At 46.1% G+C, this 22,363-nt stretch carries 12 protein-coding genes; 10 read left to right on the forward strand and 2 right to left on the reverse strand.

The window, feature by feature from the left end:
* Positions 1–41 precede the first annotated feature (41 nt).
* Together AC1VYS_RS14340 and AC1VYS_RS14345 are read right to left on the reverse strand one after the other, a co-directional pair.
* Positions 42–1,682: a response regulator gene (locus AC1VYS_RS14340; RefSeq protein ID WP_482914824.1), complete on the reverse strand. Its 1,641-nt coding sequence runs from the start codon at positions 1,680–1,682 to the stop codon at positions 42–44.
* A gap of 9 nt (positions 1,683–1,691) precedes the next feature.
* The gene (locus AC1VYS_RS14345; RefSeq protein ID WP_482914825.1) at positions 1,692–3,401 is read right to left on the reverse strand and encodes a sensor histidine kinase; all 1,710 of its coding nucleotides are present in this window, start codon (positions 3,399–3,401) and stop codon (positions 1,692–1,694) included.
* Between the two features lie 145 nt (positions 3,402–3,546).
* Here AC1VYS_RS14345 and AC1VYS_RS14350 point away from each other — a divergent pair, with 145 nt between their 5' ends.
* The 10 genes from AC1VYS_RS14350 to AC1VYS_RS14395 all read left to right on the forward strand — a co-directional run bounded on the left by AC1VYS_RS14350 (position 3,547) and on the right by AC1VYS_RS14395 (position 22,349).
* On the forward strand, positions 3,547–4,497 hold the full coding sequence (locus tag AC1VYS_RS14350; protein WP_373323151.1) for an ABC transporter permease: 951 nt from the start codon (positions 3,547–3,549) through the stop codon (positions 4,495–4,497).
* A gap of 18 nt (positions 4,498–4,515) precedes the next feature.
* Entirely contained in the window at positions 4,516–5,394 is an 879-nt protein-coding gene (locus AC1VYS_RS14355; protein WP_123063459.1) for a carbohydrate ABC transporter permease, read from the forward strand.
* 42 nt (positions 5,395–5,436) lie between these two features.
* The gene (locus AC1VYS_RS14360; RefSeq protein WP_482914826.1) at positions 5,437–9,912 is read left to right on the forward strand and encodes a carbohydrate binding domain-containing protein; all 4,476 of its coding nucleotides are present in this window, start codon (positions 5,437–5,439) and stop codon (positions 9,910–9,912) included.
* A gap of 429 nt (positions 9,913–10,341) precedes the next feature.
* Entirely contained in the window at positions 10,342–11,751 is a 1,410-nt protein-coding gene (locus AC1VYS_RS14365) for a glycoside hydrolase family 140 protein (RefSeq protein WP_482934532.1), read from the forward strand.
* Between the two features lie 3 nt (positions 11,752–11,754).
* A complete protein-coding gene (locus AC1VYS_RS14370) occupies positions 11,755–13,368 on the forward strand; it encodes a response regulator (protein ID WP_482914828.1) in 1,614 nt (537 codons plus the stop codon).
* A gap of 1 nt (position 13,369) precedes the next feature.
* A complete protein-coding gene (locus AC1VYS_RS14375) occupies positions 13,370–15,190 on the forward strand; it encodes a cache domain-containing sensor histidine kinase (protein WP_482914829.1) in 1,821 nt (606 codons plus the stop codon).
* A 283-nt stretch (positions 15,191–15,473) separates the two neighbouring features.
* Positions 15,474–16,415, forward strand: coding sequence for an ABC transporter permease (locus tag AC1VYS_RS14380; RefSeq protein WP_482914830.1), 942 nt, complete (start codon positions 15,474–15,476; stop codon positions 16,413–16,415).
* A 26-nt stretch (positions 16,416–16,441) separates the two neighbouring features.
* Positions 16,442–17,362, forward strand: coding sequence for a carbohydrate ABC transporter permease (locus tag AC1VYS_RS14385; RefSeq protein ID WP_482914831.1), 921 nt, complete (start codon positions 16,442–16,444; stop codon positions 17,360–17,362).
* An 88-nt stretch (positions 17,363–17,450) separates the two neighbouring features.
* Complete coding sequence (locus AC1VYS_RS14390) at positions 17,451–19,193, forward strand: extracellular solute-binding protein (RefSeq protein WP_482914832.1); 1,743 nt, start codon at positions 17,451–17,453, stop codon at positions 19,191–19,193.
* Positions 19,194–19,340: 147 nt separating this feature from the next.
* Complete coding sequence (locus AC1VYS_RS14395) at positions 19,341–22,349, forward strand: family 78 glycoside hydrolase catalytic domain (RefSeq protein ID WP_482914833.1); 3,009 nt, start codon at positions 19,341–19,343, stop codon at positions 22,347–22,349.
* Positions 22,350–22,363: the final 14 nt, after the last annotated feature.

Here is a 22,363-nt window from a genome sequence, read left to right on the forward strand (position 1 = left end):
AAAGGCCTTGCTGGAAACCATTCCAGCGAGGCCTTTTTGCTTCACACCGGCAGATTCTCTCTATATTCCTGCGGTGTCAGATCGTAAAACTTTTTAAATACCCGAATAAAATATGCCGTGTTGTTGTAACCCACAAGCTCCGCAATTTCGAATACCTTGGCGCTAGACGAACGCAAATAGTAAGCTGCTTTTTCCATCCGTAACCGATAGACATAGGCTGTCAGCGCTTCTCCAGTCTCTGCCTTATACACTTTGGATAGATACACGGGGTGCAGGTGGACATGCTCGGCAATAGCCGGTAAGGAGACATCGGAAGCCAGATGCAGATCCACAAAGCTTTTGACACTGCGAACGATGGTGCTGTGATTGTCCTTAAGCTCTTGTTCTGCGTCTTCACTGATGGAATGCAGTGTACGGATCGACCAGTCTTTTAACTGCTGGGCCGTAGCATAGCTCGGAGCCTGGAAGTATTTATACGTTTCGGCAGGCAGGACAGAAGAGATCTGTTTTCCGTTCTTATGGATGATATAAGCAAAGGCCCCAGCCAAAGCATGATAAACCTCAATCGTTGTTTCTGCGATATCATGATGCTGTGCTGATTCGAGCAATTCCTCGAAAATGATCTCAATCTTCTGTTCCACATCATCAAAGCGACCGGCCTCCAGAAGACTGATTAGGGTTGGAGGCTTGTACAGAGAGCGGATGGCAGGGAGGGGATGTACATCCTTATCATCCGAAGCCGTAATAAACAAACCTTGTGCATGCCCCATACGCTTCCGCATGGATCTGACAGCACCCTCATAAATCTCTCCAATCTCATTAGGGAACTTGCCCCAGTGAGAGACTGCGATTGAAATAGCTCCTTTTAAATATAACTGTACGTTTGTCTGAATTTGGGCAGCGTAATGCTCCAGCAACGCTTGAGGTTTTTCCTCTTTGCTGAAACTAATCATGCCGCCTTTTTTGACACTAACCAGCACAACCAGATAATCATGAACATCCCGCGTATGCCACATATGAAAATGGTGCTGCGTCACCTCGCTGATAATGTTGCTAATCGCATATTGCATCAGCGAAAGATCATTGTCAGCCATCTCGGATAGATGCTCTTCCATCCGAATGACAAGCATGCCAAGTTCCTCGCCAACCGAATAGGGCAAATTTAGTAATTCCAGCTTATCTGCGAGTGCGGAGGGAGAATAGGTTTTTCCAGTTAGCAATTCATGAAGCATCGTAGATTGCAATAAAGGCAAGTTATCCTGGAATGCATGTAAGGCACGTTGATAGGAGGCTGCTGCTTCCCATTTTTGCTTGATCCGGTCAACAAGCCGCTGTACGGTTTCAATCAGATCTTCATCACTTACAGGCTTCAGCAAGTAATCAAAGCTTTCCTGAGCCATCGCTTGTTTGGCGTATTCGAAGTCGGCAAAGCCCGAGAGTAAAATCGTCTGCACATGCGACCATTTTTCGTGAATGGCCGTAATCAACTCAATACCGGACATCTCCGGCATGCGAATATCCGTGATTACGATATCAATATCATGATTCTCCATAATTTCCAGTGCTACGGCACCTGACAAGGCTTCATGTACAGTACCGATTCCACAGGTTTCCCACGGAATGGTTTCCGCCAGCGTTTCTACAACCGAACGTTCATCATCAACTAACAAAATTTGTAACATGTACTTCACCTACTCATTGATATTGTTGTACCATGTAATGCTTACCTTAACGCCTCCTCCAGGCGTATGTTCATAACTTAGACCCGCATTTTCACCATACAAAAAAGACAAACGCTGATGAACATTCCAAGTTCCGCATCCCATGTTGCCATCAAGCGGTTTGTTCAGATTATCGACCAACTCTTGCATCTGATTCTCGGTCATACCTAGCCCGCTGTCCTCGACGGTGATCGTACACATTTCATCCGTATGATAGCCTGTTATGTTGATATGACCGTCTTCAGTACGAGGTTCAATGCCATGGATGATAGCGTTCTCAACGATAGGTTGTAAGCTTAAACGGGGTAACGTTTTATGTAGCATATCGTCCGGTACATCGATGGTAAAATGCATGCGTTCCAGCCGGAGCGCCTGGATTTCCAGGTAATTTTTCACCATGGTCAGCTCTTCTTTAATGGTGGCCTGATCATTCTCGGATCTGGTGATGTATCGATAATACTCACCTAAATTCAGCGCCATCGCCACAACGGCTTTCTCATTTTTCATCCTTGCCATATTTTTGATGTAGAAGAGGCAATTGTATAGAAAATGCGGGTTAATCTGTGATTGCAACTGCTTCAAAGTGGCTTCACGTCTTCGGAGCTGTTCTTCGTACACGTTCTCAATCAGCTCCTGAATTCGCTGCGCCATGATGTTAAATCGTGCAAACAATAAACTGAATTCATTACGTGACGAATGATGCAGACGAACGGAGAAATCTCCAGTCGACAAACGGTTCGTTCCCTTTACGAGTTGAAGCAATGGAAGCTGCACACTTCGATACAGCACATACAACACCACAACACTCATGGCAATCAAAACGGCTATGGAAGCGTAGAAGAGATTGCGACTATTCGTGATCGGCCCTAGAATTTGCTGCATAGGCACGTAGTCTACATAGTACCATCCCAGACTGTCTGAATGTATGTACGAGACATAGTACTCTGTACGGTCAAGAGTCGTGGTGAATCCGCCTTTTTCCTGCAAAGTCATTTCTTTCAGCTTGGAATGAATCGCAGTCAAAGTGCCATTTCCACTAGTGTTGCTAATTAAGCCAAACTCGGGGTGGAACATAAAAGGGTCACCTTTGTTATTCAATTTGTTCTGATCCAGCATGCTGGTCAGATGATACACGGGAAAGCTAATCTTGGTAATCAGTCTCGACTTCCCAGGAGTGTCGATCGCTGTCGTTGGATCGGTCGTGTACCACTCAAATTGATTATGCTTGTATGCCCATGATTTCGAAAGTGGCTTGGAAAATTCATTCTCTTCATACGGGATATAAGCATAATAATCCGTGGAAATGACTTTTTGCAACCTTGGAAAATAAAGGGTGATGGTGGAATGCCATTTGCTGGCTGCATTATACAGATTCATTTTTTCAAGAATAGCACTTCCAACTTTGACCCGTTCATAAGGCACATCTTTGTAATCCGGGCGCTGATATTCCTGTATGCTGGAATCTTGTCCAATGGACATCCCATAGAGAGATAGTTGGTAAATATTGGATTCTACAGAGTCGGCAAAAGTGGACAAATGATTCATAGTATTGTTCTGAATTTCGTGTTCAATCACTCGTACACTTTCCCGGTTCGAATAGGTGTACAGGAATAAAACCAGGACAAGCAATGCTACAAATAACAGTGTAATTTTGGTAAAGACATTCAGACGAGCGAACAATGCGTGGCCTCCTCAACTCATTAAAATATTGTTATCGTTGTTGCAATATTAGGATATAGATTGCTAATAACCGTTGCTATAATTTTAATATACAAGTTCATATCCACTTGTAAAATACAAATTTTAGAACATGGGGGATGTAGGGGTGAAGGAACATACGTTAGAAACGCCTCGCAAAGGGCGTGCCATCAAGGCAAGACAGCGCTGGAACATGCAACGGAATTGGTCCTTGCATTTGATGCTCGTACCAGCGGTTTTGCTGGCAATTGTATTTCAGTACATACCAATGGGCGGGATTGTGATTGCTTTCCAGGATTTTAAACCATACCTCGGATTTACCGAATCCAAATGGGTAGGTTGGGATAATTTCAAGTATTTATTTTTATACCCGGACGTAGGCCAGGTCATCTGGAATACATTGGTCATTGCATTTTTCAAAATCATCGCAGGTTTAATTGCTCCATTCCTGTTCGCGATTTTGTTGAACGAAGTTCGTTTAAATGCCTTTAAAAGGGTCAGTCAAACACTGGTGTATCTTCCGCACTTTCTGTCATGGGTAATCCTGGGCGGAATATTGCTTGATATTCTATCGCCGCAGGGCGGCATGGTCAACAAACTGGTGGTTGCACTGGGAGGAGATCCGATCTTTTTCCTGGGGGATGGAACGTGGTTTCGGATAACACTGATTGTTAGTGATGTTTGGAAAGAGTTTGGCTTTGGCACGATTGTATTTTTGGCTTCTCTGTCCGGCATTAACCCGGCACTGTACGAAGCTGCGGAAGTGGACGGTGCAAACCGGTTCAAACAAACACTGCACATTACCATTCCGGCCCTGATGCCAATTACAATCGTACTCATGACACTCTCCATCGGAAACATTTTGAATGCAGGATTCGATCAGGTATTTAACCTCTACAATCCGCTCGTTTATGACAAAGGTGATATCATCGATACCTTCGTATACCGTCTTGGTATCTTAAACGGCAAAATGAGCTTCGCAACGGCTGTAGGGCTGTTCAAATCGGTCGTGGCAACCATTCTGATCGTTATCTCATATCGCATGGCTTACAAATTGGCGAATTACCGCGTGTTCTAGTAGAGAGGAGAAAAGGGCTTGTATTACAAAACAAAAGGCTATCGAATATTCAGCGTTGCGAACTATATTTTTCTCGGCGTATTATCACTGCTCTGCATTCTGCCTATCATTCATATTTTGGCCGTTTCGTTCAGTAGCATGGCACCCGCCTCAGCCAATCTGGTCGGCTTCTGGCCGATTGGTTTTACGACAGATGCATATGTCAAAACGTTCGGCAATTCAAATTTCATTAATTCCTTGCTAGTTTCGGTTAAACGAACAGTCATTGCTACCGTGATTGGTATGGTGATTATGTTACTTACCGCATTCCCGCTGTCGAAGGAAGATCTCAATTTCAAAGGCCGCTCGATCTACACCTGGTTCTTTGTATTTACGATTTTGTTCAGTGGAGGTTTGATCCCGAGTTATATTCTGATCCAAAAGCTTGGTCTGATGGATACGATCTGGGCACTTGTACTTCCAGGTGCACTGTCCGTATGGAATGTTATTCTGATGATGAACTTCTTCCGCGGTCTGCCTAAAGAGCTGGAGGAAGCGGCTTATCTGGATGGAGCAGGTCACATTAAAACGCTGGCGCTTGTATATATACCGCTGTCCATGCCAGCGATTGCAACCTTGTCCTTGTTTACCATGGTAGGTCAGTGGAACTCTTGGTTCGACGGCATGATCTATATGTCTGATGTCAAAAATTACCCACTGGCTTCCTTGCTACAAACCATTATCGTGCAGCAAGACCTCAGTAAAATCAACGTGGACCCATCCATGCTGGAGAATGTTTCCCAGCGTACGGTTCGCGCAGCACAGATTTTCATCGGGGCATTGCCGATTTTGGTCATATATCCATTCTTACAACGCTTTTTCGTTAAAGGTATCGTCATTGGGGCAGTAAAAGAGTAGTACTGCCCTGTAAGTGACCACACATTCTAGGGAGGAATATGAGTGAAAAAAAGGTTGGCTTGTCTCGTAGCAGGAAGCATGATCGTTTCACTGGCAGCTCCAGCCGTAATCGGGGCAGAACAGATGAAGCAACAAACCGTAACGGAGCAGGAGCAGGCGTCAAGCCTGCTTCGGGCACCGTACAAAGATTTGCAGGGACATTGGGCTGAAAATGCAGTGATGCGTATGCAGGATATGGCACTCACTAAAGGTTATGCAGATGGCACATTCAGACCGAGTGAACGTATCAGCCGTGCCGAATTTGTTGTGATGCTCGATCGGGTATTCGGATTCACAGGAGGCCCCGGAGCGGCATCATACACAGATATTAGTGAAAAAGACTGGTATTATGAAGCGATCACACGAGCAAGTGGATCTGGCATTATTCAGGGAACTGATGCAACACATCTGTCGCCCCAGCTTCCGATTACCCGGCAGGATGCTGTCGTGATGGCAGATCGTGCGTTTCAGTTGTCCACAGGAAGTGAGTCGCTCGGTACTGCGTTTAAAGACGACAAAGATGTAGCTGACTATGCAAGAAATGCGATGAACTACTTTGTGAAAAATAAAATTGTAAACGGATACAACGGGAATCTCGCACCTGCATCCAACATTACGAGAGCAGAAGCTGCTACGATTATGTCTACGTTGATAACAGATATTAAAAGCAAACCAGGTACTTATGAATCCAACGTAGAGGGTAATCTGATTGTCCGCTCAGAAGATGTGACGCTGAAGAATACAACGGTTAACGGCAACTTGCTCCTTACAGAAGCCATTGGAGAAGGTACAGTGATGCTCGACGGAGTAACGGTCACTGGGAGTGTAATCGTGAAGGGCGGAGGAAACCACTCGATCGATATTCATAACTCCAAACTGAATCGAGTTGTGGTGGACAAAAACCTGAGTCCAGTACATGTGAAAATCACAGGGACAACTCAAATTGAAAACATGTTTATTGAACAAAAAGCTACAGTCGAGTTGTCTGCTGAGAGTACGATTAATTCACTAAAAGTGAATAGCACAGCCCGCAATTCGGCTATTGACGGTAAAGGTCATATCAAGCTTCTCGAAGTCGATGCCGCGAGCGTATCGCTTAATGGGAAAGCGCTTTCACCAGGACAATACAAGGACAGTATTACGCCTGGGACAGAACAGTCTGAACAACCCAAACCTTCTACGCCGAATACTTCTACCAGTAGTACTGGTTCTAGCTCAGGCGGGGGCGGCTCTTCCAACTCAGGCGGAACGGCACCATCCGAACCAAGCAATCCTTCTGGTGAAAAACCGATTCCGGCAACGACCATTCCGGATGAGCATTGGGAAATGGTTTGGAATGATGAATTCAATGCGTCTTCCGTGGATGCATCCAAGTGGACCGTTCAGGATACGGAGCTTGTGTACAACAATGAGTTGCAATATTATAGCCCGAATAATACACGTATTGTGAAGGATGGTAACCGCAATGTATTGCAGATTGAAGCAAAGCGGGAGCAGAAGGGCAGCAAAAACTATACTTCCGGTAAACTGATTACAAAAGAGAAGGGTGACTGGACGTACGGAAAAGTCGTTGTTAGAGCCAAACTTCCCATCCAGCAGGGCATGTGGCCAGCAATTTGGATGATGCCTACGGATGAAGCCCATTATGGAGGATGGCCTGCTTCCGGTGAGATTGACATTATGGAGCTGATCGGCGGCAAAAACAAAGATCACGAGATTTACAGCACCATTCATTATGATTCGAAAAAAGCCGATGGCTCTCACGGACATGATCAAGGAAAATTCACATTGCCTCAAGGTGAATCGTTTGCCGATGAATATCATGATTTCCAGGTAGAATGGTTGCCAGGCATGATCCGGTTCTATGTGGATGGCAAACTGCATCATCAGATTAACAACTGGCAGACAACGGCGGCCGGACAGCCGGAAAGCTACACGTTCCCTGCACCGTTTGATCGCCCGTTCTATCTCATTCTCAACCTTGCGGTTGGCGGAGACTGGCCGGGATCACCGGAGAGTCACTTTGTTTCCGAAAAGATGAATGTGGATTTTGTGCGAGTGTATTCATATAAAAATATGGATCAATGGCCTGACGTGACTTCCAGTCCGATTGAGCCTGAGCAACAGCGCGCACCGCAAGCGGATGATAACCAGATTTATAATGAACGCTTCACCAAAGGTGCAGATGCAAATGGTGTTCCTGCCGACTGGAAGTTCATTACGAATGCAGGCGGAGAGGGCAAGGTTGAAGTCGTAGAGGATGAAGCGAAAGGCAAAGCAGCCAAAGTAACGATCTCCAAAGCTGGAACGGAAACGTATTCGGTTCAGTTAACTCAAATGCCGATGTATATCAAGAAAGACAAAAAATATAAAGTTCAGTTTGAAGCAAAAGCTTCTGCAAACCGGGTTATCCGCTCCAAAGTAACTCAGTTTGAGAAAAGCTGGACGAACTATTCTGAAGAAAAATCTTTTTCAGTCACTACGGATTGGCAACCATATGAATATGAATTCAACATGCGCAATGGTTCAGACAACAATGCACGCTTCGAATTTAATCTGGGATTGAACGAAGGCGATGTCTGGGTAACCAACGTAAGGTTAAAGGAGATTGCTGATGCAGATCCACTCCCAGTGGAACGAAAAGCACTCCCGGATGGTAATTACGTATTTAATGGTACTTTTGATCAAGGGAAACAACGGCTCGGCTTCTGGAACACTGAAATTCAGTCGGGTGCTGAAGCACAGGTATCCGTCAATAACTTCTTGAAATTCCCGATTATGGAGAGACAGCTTGTTGTCGATGTGAAGAAAACAAATGGTCAACCGGAACAAGTTGCCGTCGTTCAGCCTGGTATGAAGCTGGAAGGTAACACGACCTACGGGTTCTCGTTTGATGCCAAGGCAGATACGACAGGCGTTATGGATATCGGTCTATCTACCGAGGAGGGCCATAACGTTCAAATGAATCAAGGACAGCAGATTCAGATCGGGTCTGAGATGAAAACATACACTGGTGAAATTGTGATCGGAGAGGGGGAAGCAACAGCAACATCTACTTTGAAGCTTTTGTTTGGAGGCAGCTCTGGCAAGGTTTATGTGGATAATGTACGCCTGACGAAACGTGGCAAACCGGTAGCGATTCAGAATTATACTCATATTCCTGCCGCAGATGCTTACGTCATGCAGGGATTACAGCTTGAAAATTCCGATGAAGGCGGCGAGCATGTTAGCTATATGGATGAAGGAGATTTGCTTCAATTCAAAATTACAGCAGCGAATGAAGGTGCATACGCCTTCTCAACAAGGATGGCAAGTGCAAAATCGGATGCAAAGGTACGTTTTACAGTCAAAGATGAAGAAGGCCATACCGTGGCAAGTTCTAATCTGACGTTAGGAGATACAGGCGGCTGGCAAACGTACAAAACGGTATATTTCCCTTCTGTACCTCTAAAAGCAGGAACAACGTATTACGTGAATTTTGAAGGAAACGAATACAACACTCGCTGGCTGGACATTTCACTAAGTAAAGTGAAGAACGGCGAGCTCAGTACAGAAACATCGGATTGGGTCCTTACACCCGACACCAACCCTCCACAAGCAACATATAGCACTGAGCAAGGTATTAGCTTGACTGTGCCTAGTACAACCCAGAATTGGTGGGACGTTATATTACAGCAAAGAAATCTCTCGCTTGAAGCAGGTAAATCGTATCGTCTGAGCTTTGATGCTTCGGCTTCGACAGCAAAATCGATGCAGGTCGTTGTATCCAAGGCGGGCAGTGATGAAGTGAAGTATTTGGAACAGGCGGCCGAGCTAACAACAACAAAACAGCCATATGCCTACACCTTTACTATGGGAGATACGGCGGATGAGGCAGGCTTGTTAAACTTCGGTCTAGGTAAGTCACTGGAGCTGGCCGCCGAACACGTTGTATCCATTCAAAATGTAATGTTGTTTGAGGTCAATCCCGGCGCAGATGAGGGAGGTCAACCTGTACATGTCAATTTGATCAAAAATGGTGACTTTACGCAAGGAACGACTGGTTGGTTCCCGTATGCGGCAAGTAATAAACCGGAAGACTTGGTGCTCAGCGCGGATAATCAGAAGTTGCTAGCCAAGATCGGTCAAGTCGGGGACAATCCATGGGATCGGCAATTGATCCAGGAAGGTTTTTCCATGCAGCAGGGCTACACGTATAAACTGACCTTTAAAGCAAAAGCGGATCATGCACGCAAGATGGGCGTCGGTATTGGCTGGGTAGATGTAGATGCAAACTATAAATGGACTGGGTTCTACGGTGATCGAATGAATTTGACTACGGAAGAACAAGAGTTCACGTTTACCTTCCAAGCGACCGAGGCGAGTTATGCGAACAGCCGAATTGTGTTTGACATGGGTAAGATCGACGGTACTGAGCAATCAGATACCACAATTATACTGTCTGATGTAAATCTGGTTAATATGGGGAAAACGCAATAAAACAGTGGTTGGAAGGTCGCTTGTTCTTTGAGGTGAGCGAGTTAATAATCCACAACACAACTTACGCAGTGTCAAAAGGGACGAAGCAGATTCATACTGCTTCGTCCTTTTTGTGTACTTCCGTAAAGGCGTTAACAATAGGGTACGGTTATAGCTTCAATACCATTAGCAGCATCTCAAATGATATCGTTTACAATATAATACAGAATTGAATTATCCTTTGGATCGGTTGAAAAAGCAGATGAGGTTGAACAAAACCAAGCACGGTTGAACGATTATACGTTAAAACAGTCTTTACGAAAGCAAAAGAGACTTTTATGCTTTTTATAAGGAAACAGCTCGTAATCAAACGTAAGGAAATTTCAATGTAGATTTACTTCGAGCAAAATCTTCACCACTAAAGGGGTGTTCAAAACGATGTGTGCGAGTTTGCCAAACACTAATTATGGAACAGGAATAGGAACAGAAACAAGTCATCAACCCAACCCTCATGTAAACGTCCCAAAAAATCATAAACTTACAGCACTTCGTGTGTCTGCGAATGGACGATATCTGGAAACAACGCAGGGTGTTCCCTTTTTCTGGCTTGGGGATACAGCATGGGAGCTTTTGCATCGTTTGAACCGGGAAGAAAGCGAACATTATTTGCGTACAAGAGCTGCCCAACGTTTCACGGTCATCCAGACGGTTCTACTGGCTGAATTCAGCGGAATCACAACCGAAAATGCTTATGGCAGGCTGCCTTTATATATGGATGAACAGGGTCAACCTGATCCAATCCGGCCGGATATCGATGGGGTATATTCATATTGGCATCATGTGGATGCCATGCTTGAGCTTGCTGCCAGTCATGGGCTCTATGTTGCGCTGCTGCCGACTTGGGGCGACAAGTTCAATCAGAAGTGGGGAAAAGGGCCGGAGATTTTTACGCCAGAACATGCTTTTACGTATGGAAAATGGCTAGGTGAACGATATGGCTCACACCCGCAAGTCATTTGGGTACTTGGAGGAGATCGCCCGCTGGAGACCAAGAGTCACTTTGACGTTGTTACTTCAATGGCGAGAGGATTAAAAGAAGGTGGTGCGATGCAACTGATGACCTTTCATCCACCTGGATGTGATTCATCCTCGAGACAGCTCCATGATGAGCCATGGCTAGACTTTAATATGATCCAATCGGGTCACGGCGAACGAGAGATCACCAATGATCGGCGTGTACGGCAGGACTATGAACGAAAGCCTGTGAAGCCAACACTTGATGCCGAGCCATGTTACGAAGACATTCCTATCGGATTTCGTGGAGAGCAGGGTTATTTTGATGCCACAGATGTGAGGAAGGCCGCATACTATGCGCTATTTTCAGGGGCATTCGGTCATACCTACGGTCACCATTCCGTATGGTCCATGTATCAAGGTACGAATGATCTTGTAGAGTCCAATCGTCAAGGAGATTATTTCATTATGAATTGGCGAGAGGCGTTACATCGTCCCGGAGCAGAACAGATGCAGCATGTACGTACATTACTTGAACAGGAACTTAGCTCGGATCTGCGCCCTAACCTGGATCAGATTCATCAGAATCGGGCAGGGGAGAATCGAGCAGTGAGTCTACAGAATAAATATAGCGCTTACATTTATCTGCCCAATGGCTTGTATGTGGACGTGGTCATGGGGTATATTGAGGGCAAGCATGTGAAAGCAACATGGTTCTGTCCGAGAACAGGAGAAACAATAGATGTTTCTTCCGATTTAGCAATACTGAATCAAGGCATTGAACGTTTTACAGCCCCAACAAGCGGAAGAGGGAATGACTGGATTTTGATATTGAAGGGGGTTTAATGCATGTATAAGGTGATGATCGTCGAAGATGAAATGCTGGTTCGGATCGGACTGAAAAATTCCGTTGAATGGAGCAAATTCGGGTTAGAGGTTACCGCCGATTTCCCCGATGGTCTTGCCGCATGGGATTATTATGAACGTGAGAAACCCGACGTGGTCATTACCGATATCAGTATGCCCAGAATGGATGGCATGGAGCTGATCACCAACATTCGTAACCTAGATAAACATACACGTATCGTTGTGCTCTCTTGCCTGGAAGAGTTTGAACTGGCCCGCAAGGCGCTCACACTGGATGTATCCAGCTATATATTAAAGCTAACGATGACGGAAGAAGAGATTGAGCAAGTACTGACGAGTGTCAGGGAAGAGCTGGATCAGCAGCAGAGCCAGGTGCAGGGAAGAGTAAGCTCAACTTCACCGGATATAGAACTCATAAAAGAAAAGATGTTTAAGGACTTTATGTTTTATCGTATTTTCTCCACAGAAGAGTTCTCCCGGTTTGTGACGGAGAGTGCCCTACGTCTTTCTCCTGTTCGGCTTGTGGTGTGCGTGATGGAAGTGGATCGTTATTTTTCGCTCAAGGAACGTTTTCATGATGAGCATGGTCATCTGGTCAAGATGTCGTTGCTGAACATTTTGGGAGAGATCATGACGAGTTACAAACGGGGGGAAGCCGTTCAGATTAATGACCAGCATTACGCCCTCGTGCTGCATTTTGCCGATATATTATCTGAGCAGGCGATTGTTCAGGAGATTCACCAGTTGCTTGAACATGTGCAGGACACGATCCGTCATTATTTTAACTGTACGGTATCCTTTGGAATCAGTAGTGTGAACGGAGGATATGATTCACTTCCCAGACAATATGCTGAAGCCAAGCGTGCATTGCAACGCAAATTCATTACCGGCCCGGGGCAGCAACATCAGGGAACCGGACGTGCGGATCGTTCGAGAGTACTTGCACGAATCGAGCAAATTAAAAACCATAACGCCATAAGGGAGCTGCTCCCACCACTGAAACAAAAGGAATATGACCAGTTTTTAGAGGAGATCGAAGGCGGTTTGTGTGAAGAGCGTAAAACGCTGGAGTTGACAATCTATCAATTCATCCAATGGATTAACACACATGTGTATGATCATAACAATGAGAAGACACTGCTGGTCAGCATGACGGAAGAGCTGGAAACCTGTGATACACTGCCTGATATGTTGGATCGAATCCTCGTCTATATGAACACACTTGTCGAGTTGACCCGCAAACGCTTACAAATGAGTGATGAAATCACCCGGGCCATCGAGTACATTAAGCGCCATTACACAGAAAATATCAGCCTTCAGATGGTCGCGGACCATGTGGGGCTAAGTCCAGGTTATCTCAGTAACCTGTTTCGTAAAGAACTGCAGATTACCTATATTGATTACGTAAACCGATACCGTATTGAGCGTGCAAAAGAACTGCTTGCGCAGAGTCAGATGCGTTCTTTTGATGTACCGGCTCTGGTCGGTTTTTCGCCCGAGTATACCTATTTCAGCAAAGTGTTCAAAAAAATTACCGGCCTGAATCCAAACGAATATCGCAGACAAACCACGCTCCGTGACAAAAGGGTGCAATAAGATGAAGAAAGTCGTGCAAGCGCTGTTTGTATCCCGACAACTCAGAACCCAGCTCATTCTGTATATTATGATCATCAGCCTCGCCGTCATGGCGGGGGCTTCTTATTTTATTTATTCTTTTATGCAAAATATGGTCAAGATTCAGAATGAACGGCTACTCTACCAACAATTCCAGCAGCTGGATCACAACATTGGCGGATTGGTTAAAGAGATAGATCGGTTATCGATGCTGTTTCTGCGTGATGATCATATTCAGCAGTTTTTGTACAAAATTTCGGAGAAAACGGAAGAAGAATTTCTGGAATCCAAAAATGATGTACAGCGAGTCATTGCCGATTTCATTGATAACTACAATTACATTGATTCGATCTATATCACGGCGGAAAATCTGGGCGCTGTAGGCGGAAGTCAGAAGCGAACGCTTGTCTATGACCGGGAGGCATGGCAACAAAGCTTTTTCACCTCTGAGCCTTTTCATCAGACGATTGAACAGTATCCACACCTGATCATTCATTCTGGAATCAAAAAATCATTCTACAATCCGTATCTCACGGGTAAAGATGACGGTTATTTAATCAGCCTGATGCGGGGCACAAGAGCGATTTATGATCCGAACACAAGTGCCACTTTAATTTTTAATATCGATGAACGTTATCTATCTTCCATTTATGCGACTGCACTGAACCGCGAAGAAGGGGACATGTACATCGCGAGCGCTGACGGAATGGTTGTATCAGCGAGTGAAGCGGATCGGGTAGGAACTCGCAGTCACTTCAAGACAGGGGAGGACCTTGAGAACGGTGCGTACGGAAGTCTGGATGATGAAAAGGCAGGACGCAACATGCAAGTCGTCTATTACAAGCTCCATGACGGGGGCTGGTATCTGCTCAAAGAGATCCCGCTCAGTCAGTATGCGGACCAGATTCTTGGCGTTCAACGGATGCTTATGCTGGTGTTCACCATAAGTGTACTGGCAATCTTTATCGCTTCCTACTTCTGGCTGCGCAAAATTATTAAACCACTGAACCAATTATCCGGCAAAATGAAGGATATGAGTCGCGGTGAACTTGGCGTTACCGTTGATCATGTTCCCAATAACGAACTTGGCACAGTGATCCGCCGTTTTAATGAGATGTCGCTTAGTATGGTGGAGCTTGTAGAGAAAAATAACGAGATACAAGAGAAGAAAAGAGAGCTGGAGCTGGAGGCCTTGCAGTACCAGATCAATCCACATTTTCTCTACAATACATTGAACATGATTCGCTGGATGGCGGTCATTGTCAAGGCAGACAACATCGTGAATACGATTGTTGCTTTAGGCAATATTTTGCGTCCCGTGTTCTCCAGTAAAGATTCGATGTGCACGCTGCGTGATGAACTGTCGTATGTGGACAACTATTTAAAGATCATTAACATGCGATTTAACAATAACATTACCTTCACGATGGATGTACACGAACAATGGATGGATTGTCAGGTTCCGCGCTTTATTCTTCAGCCGTTACTGGAAAATTCGATTGCTTCTGGCAGACAGAGCGAGGAGTTTGCTATACAAATTAGCATTGAGGCTGCTGGAGATGAGAATCATCTAATATTGAGCGTTATCGATTCCGGGGTAGGCATGGACACGTTTGCGCTTGAAGCGTTAAATGAAAAATTAGCCAGGGGAGAATCACCCAAGTCTACGGCTGGAGGCAGCGGTATCGGTCTGAACAATGTCAATAAACGGATTCGTTTATATTATGGGACTGAATATGGCATTCAATTTGTTCCAGCTGATCAGGGCGCAAAAGTTATGATTACTTTGCCAGCGCGTCGATAAAAAGTGGTACTTATTCAATGGAGCGTTAGGATAATCGAACTGAAATAAGGTAGTTTCTTCATAGAAGCTCTCATGTTCTCGCCCGAAAGGCGACCCATGAGAGCTTTTTTCGGTTATCGTTTTCTCATTTGTTCAAGAAAAATCTTAAGATTGTTCAAGTTCATTCGAGAGACGGTATTATTTTTTTCAAGCAGATCGGGGGAAGTTTCATTCAAGCGCCTTTAAGAAAGCGCTATCATATGAATAAGCAAAACGAAAGCAAACGCACAAAGGAGAAATTCATATGCAACGAACCGAAACGCTGAAAAGCTCTGTCACCAAAAAAGCCGGCAAGCTGAATCGCAAAGACAGCATTCATCTGTTGTTGCTAGCCGCACCCTTTGTCCTATTTACACTGGCATTCAGTTACGTACCTTTATTCGGATGGATTTATGCGTTTTTTGACTACAAACCAGGCATTCCGTTGCAACAAACCCCGTTTCTGGGGCTCGAAAACTTCCGGAACATGTTTGATGATCCACGAATGGGTCCTGTACTGGCGAACACACTAGCACTAAGCTTATTGTCCATCGCAACAGCACCGGTACCGATGCTGCTAGCCATTTTAATCTCGGAGGTACGTGCTGGCTGGTTCAAACGGCTAGTACAGACGGTGTCCACATTGCCGAACTATATCAGCTGGATCATCGTGTTTTCATTAGCCTTCAGTATGTTCAGCACGGAGGGCGCAGTCAATTCCATTATGATGAAAACAGGCATCGGCAATCCGCCCGTGGATATTCTCGGGAATTATGACCGGGTATGGACGGTGCAGACTTTGCTGTTGCTGTGGAAATCCGCAGGCTGGAGTGCCATTATCTATCTGGCAGCCATCGTGGGTATAGACAGCGAGCAATACGATGCAGCAAAGGTGGATGGCGCCGGACGTATGCGTACCATCTGGCATATTACACTGCCCAGCATCATGCCTACGTTTATCGTACTATTACTCCTCTCCGTTAGTAACCTGCTCTCGGCAGGATTCGAACAATATCTGGTGTTCAGCAACGTCATGATCGCGGATCGAATTGAAGTATTAGACCTGTATGTATACCGGCTTGGTCTCGTGACAGGAGACTACTCATACTCCACAGCTGTGGGGATTTTCAAAACGGTGATCAGTGTTCTGCTGCTGTTCGGTGTTAACATTTTATCCAAGAAAGTTCGCGGTCAAGGCATCGTCTGACTCGCAGGGAAAGGAGCAAAACTTATATGCGCACACAACCCGCAGGACAGACGCTTCGTCCCGTCCACCATACCGATTGGAAAGACCTTACGTTCTCACTGTTTAACTACATCATACTGTCGCTGCTCGTGATCATCACGATCTACCCGTTCTATTACATCTTTATCTATTCCATCAGTGACCCGATCGAGGTTCAGAAAGGCGTATATTTCTGGCCAGCAGGATTCTCGCTCGAAGCCTATAAAGCAACGATACAACTGCCGGGTATTATGGATGCTGCATTGGTAAGTATCTCCCGAACGGTGCTGGGTACATTGATTACCGTATTTAGCTGTTCCTTTTTTGCCTATCTGATCACCAAAGAAGAGATGCCGTATCGTAAAATCATTTACCGTTTTGTCCTTATTACCATGTATTTTAACGCTGGTTTTATCCCGTGGTATCTAACGATGAAAGCATACGGCTTACAAAATAATTTTCTGCTATACATCATCCCTGGTGCGATGTCGGGCTTTAACATTATTTTGATCAAAACGTTCATTGAACAGCTTCCGGCTTCACTGGAGGAATCGGCGAAGATTGACGGAGCAGGATATTTCCGGATCTATCGCAGTATTATTTTCCCGCTCTCGATGCCGATCATTGCCACCATTGCCGTGTTCTCTGCCGTTGGCCAATGGAATACCTGGTTTGACAACTTTTTTCTCGTCGAAAACCCGAAGCTGCAAACGTTACAATTGGTGCTCTACAACTTCTTGAATCAATCCAGCAACCTGTCCAATATGACAACAGAGGAATTAACCCGGGGAGATGTCGTTCGAACACTCACACCTCAGTCCATCCGAATGACAATCACCATGCTGGTTACGTTGCCGATTGTTCTTGTGTATCCGATGTTGCAACGTTACTTCGTGAAAGGAATCATGATGGGGGCAGTTAAGGGATAAGGCTTGTTGGCTAAAAAGTGTTGCTACGAGGTTGGATTATCCGGCATAATGCCGATAATTATAGAAGATAAAACAGGAGGGTTATGACATGAGAACTAAAAAAACGTTCCGCCCAGTAATGGTCATGCTCATGATGACATCTTTACTGCTTGCAGCCTGTACGAGCGGAGGGACAGGGCAGACGGGTACTGGCGAATCAGGTTCACCAGAGAACGGCTCTAATAAAGATCTGGTTACGCTGCGTGTGCTAATTATGGAGACCGGATCGAAATGGAATACGCAGCAAAACAACGAGGTCGCACAGGCCATTGCCGAAAAAATCGGTGTCAAGATTGAATACGTTGAAGCAGACGAGAATAAATTCAATGTATTGCTTGCCGGCGGCGACCTGCCCGACCTGGTACGCACAAATGTGAATAAATATCAGAAGCAATTGATTGAAGGGGATCTGATTGTTCCACTTGACGATATGCTCGCCAAATCCGGCAAGGATATAACAGCCAACATTCCTACCGTTGTAGACTACAGCAAAAAGAACTGGAGCAACGGCACCGGTAAACTGTATTTCCTTCCACCGCAAGTACAATCCAAACCGGGGACATCCATTGCACCAATTACCATTGGCCCAACGATTCGCTGGGACTGGTACAAAGAGATTGGTACCCCTGAAATTGCAACGATGGATGATCTGCTCGACGTTGTAGGTCAAATCGTAGAAAAACATCCGCAGACGGAAGACGGAAAGAAAGTATACGGCGTGTCCATGTGGCAGGATTGGGGACTGTGGCCTTATACGATTCCGCCAATCATCTTTAATGAAAGTGTCAGTGCCACAAGTGACCTGACGGCATCCAAAGTTGGCGGCAGCGAATTCATTAGCAATCTGACCGATGAATCCTCTAACTTCTGGACAGCACTTGACTTCTACAATAAAGCACAGCGTAGAGGATTGCTTGATCCCGACTCTCTGACGATGAAAAACAATGATTACATGGCTAAAGCAACAGCAGGACAGATCGTTGTTGGACCAGCGACCTGGGCGATGGGTGATTTTAATGCACAGCATGCAAGCGAAGGAAAAGGTTATCTCGTTGTACCCGCAGGCAAACTGGCTTGGACAGGTGCAGTCAACCCGCTCGGCTGGCAGGATAAAGCCTACAGTATCTCCAAAACGTCCAAAAATCCTGAAAAAGCGATGGAATTCCTGAATTATATTTACTCTTATGAAGGTGCACGCACCATGTACAACGGTGTAGAAGGCAAGCACTGGAAAGTGGTTGACGGTAAACCGGCACTGACGGACGAAACATTGGCTTTGAAAGCAGCAGGCGGTGCACCATACGAAGCCACAGGACTTTCACTCGATCGGAATATCATCGGTCTCGGCGGAGATATGGTTAATCCAAATGACAAAATGCCCGTTGACCTCTTTACCTCCGAGGAGTCCTTGTCTAAAGCAGCCACAACGCTTGAAAAAGACTTCGCTCAGCATTACGGTGCTTCATACTCAGGTGAGGTATTCAAAAAGCTGATTGATGAAGGCAAACTGAATACGTTTACGACCTGGATGAATGGCATGACGGATGAGGAAATCATTAGGCGTAACACTATCCCGGGTGTAACACTGGATGACAAACTGAAAAAACAGGAGGCTGAGCTGAAAGAGCTGGCAGCGCGCGAGGCAGCCAAGATTATTCTTTCCAAGGATGAGCAAACCTTTGAAGCAAACAAACAGGCTGCACTGGCCGCATTCAAAAAAGCCGGAGCAGACGAATTTACAGCTTGGTATAACAGTGAATACCAACGGCTTCGTCAAGCTCACGGTCTGTAAACCGACTTGACCGAAAAAGAAAGGGCAAGAAGGGGGAGCTAAAGCTGTGAAGTTTTAGCTCCTTTTGTTTTGCAACCTGGACTGCTGGGAATGGAGGCGCACGTTCATCCTCAGCACAATATTAAGGGAACGGGAGTTGATTTAGATATGGATCAAACGTTGCCAGCTGGGGGCTCCATTTGGAAAGCTTCCTGGATCTGGGGAGGCGATGAGGAGTGGCCGCGTAATGAATGGCGCTGTTTTCGAAAACAATTTATGTTGCAGCACTGGGATTACGCAAGTGCAGAGGTCACAATTACGGCAGATGCCCGGTACGTGTTATATGTAAACGGCGTCTTGTGTGGAAGAGGGCCTAATCGCTCTTGGCCGTTTGAACTGAATTATCATGTACACGAAGTTGGACATTTGCTTCGTTCAGGCAATAACACGATCGCCGTTCTGGTCATAAGTTACGGGGTGGCCACGTTCAGCTATGTGCCAGGTCAAGGGGGGCTGCTGGCTCAACTGGAGCTGGTCCCTCCAGAGACGGCAGCGCTTACCCGTCAGAGGCAACTAATTGCTGCTACGGATGATACATGGCATACCACTCCATATGCGGGATACGAGCGCAGGACCTCACGCATGTCCTGTCAGCTTGGTTTTAGCGAACAGGTGGATGCAAGCCGCTCACAAGTAGATTGGTTTGGAACAGAAACAGACATCGATTTTGCTGAGGAGCACGGTTGGACAGATGCCCGGATCATCGGGAGGCCAGGTGATGCCCCTTGGAAGCAGCTGATCCCGAGCAATATTCCTGAATTGACTGAGCAAGAGGTTTGGCCGGTCCGGGTCGAGTCTTTGAAAGAGGTATCTCTTGTCTCGTGGACACATGTGCTGGATATACGTGAAGCGATGGAGCCAGGCAGCAAAATGCATGCCAACCCGGTATCTTTTGCGGGTTATGCGGCGGCAGTCATTCGTGCAAGCAGCGAAACAGAGGCTGTGATCGGATTTTTCAGTGCCTTCCATGCACTGCGCGGAATTACTCTCAACGGAACCTATTACACTTTAGAAGAAATGGAGGGAGAACAACCGCGCCGTCTGCAGCGAATCAGGCTCCAAGCCGGAGACAATCTGCTGCTGATTGAACTCGCGGGACCTGATCATGGCGGCGGCTTGCATCTTGGCATCGACTGTGACGTTTCATTTACGGTTGTTTCGCCGCTTCTTCTCCATGAAAAACTGGTAGGCGAATCACCTTTTATGCTGATAGGCCCGTTCGCTACTCTGGTTCATATTGATCATCAGCCAAGTTCAGACCCACTTCGTGCGTATCGTGGCTTTGGCGGAAATCAGTCTTTGGATAGGAATGCGTTTCAGGACGCAGATGTGTATGAGCAGTGTCGAAGAGTCGCTTCGGTGTCAGAATTGATTGCTTATCAAAAGTGGATGAGTGTTTTTCCTGCGATGTTAAGCTCGGATGCATCCATCTTTACCTTCAGTATATGGAAGCGAAAAGAGCAAAACTTGGCTGTACCAGCAACGTTGCAGCAGGTATGTTTTGCCAATCGCAGGCCGGCCATAATACCGGCAACGGATGAAGGTCAAGGGCTTGAGCTGATTCTAGACTTTGGACGTGAATGGTCTGGTTATCTGCGATTTGAAGTAGAAGCACCGGAAGGGACAGTCATTGATGCCTATGGATTCGAATACATGGATGGCGGATGGAGACAGGATACCTTTGGCGTAGATAATACGCTACGTTATGTATGCCTTGAAGGCAGACAAAGTTATGAATCTCCTGTGCGGCGTGGACTACGCTATCTTATGCTTACAATTCACGGGAATAGAGCACCTGTCCGACTGTTCGGTGTGACGCTTGTGCAGAGCAATTATCCAGTGGCAGAGATCGGCCGTTTCCATAGCTCAGATCCACTCTTGAATGATATCTGGGAGATTAGCAAACATACAACCCGGCTGTGCATGGAGGATACATTTGTGGATTGTCCGACCTATGAACAGGTGTTCTGGGTAGGGGACAGCCGTAATGAAGCACTTGTGAACTATTACGTCTTTGGTGCAACGGATATTGTAAAACACTGCCTTGAGCTAGTGCCCGGATCAGGTCAGCAGACACCACTTTATGTGGATCAAGTGCCGAGCGGCTGGAGCAGTGTCATTCCAAACTGGACGTTTTTTTGGGTAACGGCCTGTCTTGAATATGCCCGGCATACCGGAAACAGGGAGTTTGCATCAACGGTCTGGCCGAAGGTCAGGTTCACACTGGATCATTATCTCAAAAATATAGATGATCAAGGGCTATTAACCATTCATGCCTGGAATCTGCTCGACTGGGCACCGATTGAGCAACCGAACGACGGGACAGTTACTCATCAAAACGCCATTTTTGCACGCACGCTGGCAGATGCGGCACGATTGTCGGAACTGGCAGGGTGTGCAGAGGAAGGCGCTTACTACGACTCTAAGTCACATCTTTTAATTCAGGCCATCAACAAGCATCTATGGAGCAGTGAACGTCTGGCTTTCTTGGACTGTATTCATGCCGATGGTTCTCCCTCCAGCACATTTAGCATGCAGACTCAAGTGATAGCACTGATTACCGGAGTTGCAGCAGATGAACGTAAGGAGCAGTTAACGGACTATTTAACATCGCCACCGGAGGACTTTGTTGCGATTGGAAGTCCGTTCATGACGTTTTTTTATTATGAAGCGCTGATGATGAACGGGAAGATTGAAACGATGCTTCAAGATATGCGAGTGAAGTTCGGTGAGATGGTGAGACATGATGCGACAACCTGTTGGGAGATGTACCCGGGATTTACCGAGAATAGAGCTAATCCGAAGGATATGTCACGAAGTCATTGCCATGCCTGGTCTGCTGCACCGGGATACTTTCTAGGAGCTGTGGTACTCGGAGTACATCCCACGGCAGACGGTTGGACGAAGGTTCGGGTTGCGCCGCAACCTGGAGATCTGCAATGGGCCAAAGGAGCGGTGCCTCTTCCGGGCGATGGAAGAATCGATGTGCGCTGGGAGATTAGGAATGAAGGAGAAGACTCAGTATTTCAATTGGAAGTGGTTGCCCCAAAAGCAGTCTCGGTTTCAATGGAGGTACCGGAAGGTTATCGGCCTGTGCTCATTCACAGAACATGTTGAATAGACCCATACAG

The organism is Paenibacillus sp. G34, assembly GCF_056856875.1.